We start from the raw sequence: 3,932 nt of genomic DNA on the forward strand, positions 1-3,932 counted from the left end.
CACCACGAACGGGGTTGCCTTGAACGTCCCGGACCAAGACGCGGTCGCACCCGTGGCAAGAACATAATCCGTCGTCGCCCGTGCTGTGACCGTCACCGTCCCGGCACCCGGATACGCTCCGGCAGCAACAACTTTCCCACCGACCAAATACTCAACACCAGCCGTCGAGGGGACGACATAAACGTCGTCCTTCGTGCCGTCCTTATCCGTAAACACCACGGCTGCAGGAGTCACGACAAACGGGGTTGCCTTGAACGTCGCAGACCAGGAAGCGGTGGCACCAGCAGAAAGAACATAGTCCGTCTTCGCGCGAGCCGACACTGTGACTGTCCCCGTGCCCGGGTACGACCCGGCCGCGACGACCTTCCCACCGACCACGTACTCAACACCGGCCGTGGACGGAACAACAAAAACGTCATCCTTCGTGCCGTCCTCATCGGTAAACGTGACTGCTGCGGGAATGACACTTTGCTGGTACGTCAGTGTCCCTATGCCGGCGGATTTGCCCGAAAGGACATGGATGCTTTGCGCTTCTTTGATGTTTTTGACGCCAGGGTAGTGCAGAGCCGAGGCTGTATTAGGACGGGCGGTGATGAAGTATCGCCCCGAGGACAGTCCTCCAATCCAGAACTTACCCTCATCACTTGTCGTGGTCTCCCGTGACACAAGCTCGCCCATGGGGTCAGTCGCCACTACTACGGTTTTGCTAAGAGGCTTGCCACTCGAGTCGAGTAACAGACCCTCAATTGAGCCACCTTGAACCAAGTTTGCATCAATTCCAGAAGTGTAGGAGCCTTCACTTACCCGAACTTCTGCAGCCGCGTCGATTCCTCTCGATTCGGGAATGTCGGGATAGAACTGTTTTTCGGTAGAAATTTCTGTTATCTCATTGAATGAAATCCTGTAAGCCCCCCGGGGGGACGCCCGGAACGACATAACTACCACTTTCATCCGCCACTTCGGCAACCACCACCTTGCCGTCGGTCGTTAGGAGGCTCACCTCTACATTTGCATACCCTCTGACCTCGGAACTCAAGATGGTTCCCCGAACACTGCCGCCTAACGTAATAGTGGTGTTATCCAGCCGCTTATTCTGATTAGTACCAACAGAAACATACTGAGTATTCTCCCGGTTGCCTGCTCCCCCGTACCAGCGGTCCACGAAAAAGTTGGTTCGATCGTAGTCCGTAAAGTGAACCTCGTAATCGCCGGCACGCAGTCCCCCGATTGAATAACTACCGTCGTCATTCACCTCACCACTCGACGTTACGCCCGCTTCGCCTAAGCGATGTACCTGCGCATAGAATCCTGAAACGCTAACACCGGGCGCTGCAATGAGCTTGCCTGATATGGATGATGGAAGCTCCAAGTCGACGTTAACCTCTAGCTCTTGCCCATCCTCCAAGACTACGAGGCTTGACCTCCAGGACTCGCTAAACGGATAGGGCTCACCTAAGGCACCAGACGAGCCGCTTTCGAAGCGGATCCAATATTTGCCAGGGTAGATGTCCTTAACTGAATAGCTGCCGTCACTCTTGAGATATTCTTCATGAAGATACCAAGGCCCAGGTCCGGAGTCGTCACCGGTGATAGAGACATGGGCTTTGGTTGCGTCGATGCCCGCAGGCAATCCAACTTTACCCCTCACTTCCGCGCCCTTTACCAAGGAAAAGTCGGAAAGGATTAAGTTTTGCTTTGGCGCAAGAATGATTCGCTCGGCACTAGACTGATGACCGTCGCCACCGTACCACTGCGCGAGGATTTGGCCGGTATACGAAACGATGTGAATCTGATATTCCCCTGACATCAAGTTCAGGAGAGTAAATGAGCCGTCATATCTCGGCTTGGCCGAACCCGCCCCGCCACGCCCATTTACGGGATATGCCTGTATTGTCAATTCGGTAAAATCTTCGACGGAAGTGTCTATAAGCTTCCCGGATATCGTTCCCTGACTTGATTCAAGGGCTTCCGCACTTGGCACCGTTCCTGTGACTAGGCTCAAGAGAATTGATAATAGTATAAGACACTTGAGTGAAGACCGGATGGCACTTTTCATACTTACTCCATTCAAAGCCACGAATTGCCAGCCACTTCGGCAAATTATTTAGCATCTGTAATTTGTGAGCTTGAGTCTAGGCACTAACGACCCCAAAATTTCTCCGGGCTATTAGCCTTGTTATCGGTTGTAGCGGAACATGAAGGCGGCCATGGCGTCGCGGTTCACTGGCTGGAGCGGCCGGTACGTCTTGGCCCCATTGGCTTCGGTCCAGCCCGTGGAAATCCCTGCCCCGGCCAACCAGCTGATCTCCTTCTGGAACTGGGCCCCAGTCGGAACATCCGCAAACGAAGCAGACGACGTGACGGCAGGCTTACCCGCGAACCGGTACATGAACGCAGCCATCGCATCCCTGTTCACCGGCTGCACCGGCCGGAACGTCTTCGAACCATTAGCCTCAACCCAACCAGTCGAGATCCCCTGGGACGCAAGCCACGTGATTTCCTTGTAGAACTGCGTACTCGGCGTCACGTCAGCGAACGGTGACTTCGCAGGAGCCTGGAACGCCGGCGAACCAGCCAACCGATACATAAACGCAGCCATCGCATCCCGGTTCACAGCCTGCAACGGACGGAACGTCCGGGACCCATTCGCCTCCACCCACCCCGTCGAAATCCCCTGCGATGCCAACCACGAAATCTCAGCATGGAACTGCGCACCCGGGGCCACATCCGTGAACGACACTGCGGAGGTGGACGTGAACGCTGCCGACCAAGATGCGGTGGCACCGGCGGCCAGGACATAATCCGTCTTGGCCTTCGCAGTGACCGTCACCGTGCCCGTTCCCGGGTACGTCCCGGCCGCTACGACCTTGCCGCCGACCAGGTACTCAACACCGGTCGTGGCAGGGACAACATAGACATCGTCCTTCGCGCCGTCCTTGTCTGTGAAGGTTACGGCTGCGGGAGTGACGACAAACGGGGTCGCCTTGAACGTGGCAGACCAGGACGCGGTCGCACCGGAAGCCAGCACATAATCCGCCTTCGCCCGTGCTGTGACCGTCACCGTGCCCGTTCCCGGGTACGTCCCGGCAGCAACAACCTTGCCACCGACCAGGTACTCAACACCGGTCGTGGCAGGGACAACATAGACGTCATCCTTCGTCCCGTCCCTATCCGTAAAGACAACAGCGGCAGGAGTCACGGCAAAGGGAGTCGCCTTGAACGTCCCAGACCAGGACGCAATCGCACCCGTGGCAAGCACATGATCCGTCGTCGCCCTCGCCGTGACCGTCACCGTCCCGATGCCCGGGTACGTCCCAGCAGCGACAACCTTGCCTCCGACCAGGTACTCAACACCGGCCGTGGCCGGAACAACATAAACGTCGTCCTTCGTGCCGTCCTTATCCGTAAAGACAACAGCAGCCGGAGTCACGGGGGAGACTTGAGTCTGACGCAGAATATTCAGGACGGCGAGGGTTTGGAAGCCCCCACCCGAGTTATCTACAACATCTCCAAGCGGATACAACGTCACGTGCCATTCGCCGGCAGCAGATGCCTCCGGGATCGTGATCGTGCGCTCCCACACTCCATCTCGAGCATCCCCCGAGACCAAAGACATTGACCCAAACCCTTGAGTCTGACCCGTTCCTTGATGACTGGCGATAACAACAGGAGCAGTCGCGCCCGTTTGGTCCGTGACACGTACAGAAACAGTCACCACCGCAGGCCCCTCAGCCAGGTTAAATGACGTCTTACTCACTGACGAACTCACCAACACCGGCGCACTCAGGTCAGAGGGTCCGCCCGCAACATTCAGGACCGCAAGGGTTTGGAAGCCCCCACCCGAGTTATCTACAACATCTCCAAGCGGATACAACGTCACGTGCCATTCGCCGGCAGCAGATGCCTCCGGGATCGTGATCGTGCGCTCCCAC

3 protein-coding genes are annotated in these 3,932 nt (G+C 56.9%); all 3 read right to left on the reverse strand.

The window, feature by feature from the left end:
* Nucleotides 1-951: carboxypeptidase-like regulatory domain-containing protein (locus LN996_RS23300; protein WP_308102760.1), on the reverse strand; the 951-nt coding region annotated here is incomplete at its 3' end.
* Entirely contained in the window at nucleotides 887-2,056 is a 1,170-nt protein-coding gene (locus LN996_RS23305) for a collagen binding domain-containing protein (RefSeq protein ID WP_231343465.1), read from the reverse strand. The genes LN996_RS23305 and LN996_RS23300, both read right to left, overlap by 65 nt.
* Nucleotides 2,057-2,176: 120 nt before the next feature.
* On the reverse strand, nucleotides 2,177-3,616 hold the full coding sequence (locus LN996_RS23310; RefSeq protein ID WP_231343466.1) for an S-layer homology domain-containing protein: 1,440 nt from the start codon (nucleotides 3,614-3,616) through the stop codon (nucleotides 2,177-2,179).
* Nucleotides 3,617-3,932 lie beyond the last annotated feature (316 nt).

This window comes from Arthrobacter sp. AK01 (assembly GCF_021109375.1).
In the GTDB taxonomy this organism is placed as follows: domain Bacteria; phylum Actinomycetota; class Actinomycetes; order Actinomycetales; family Micrococcaceae; genus Arthrobacter.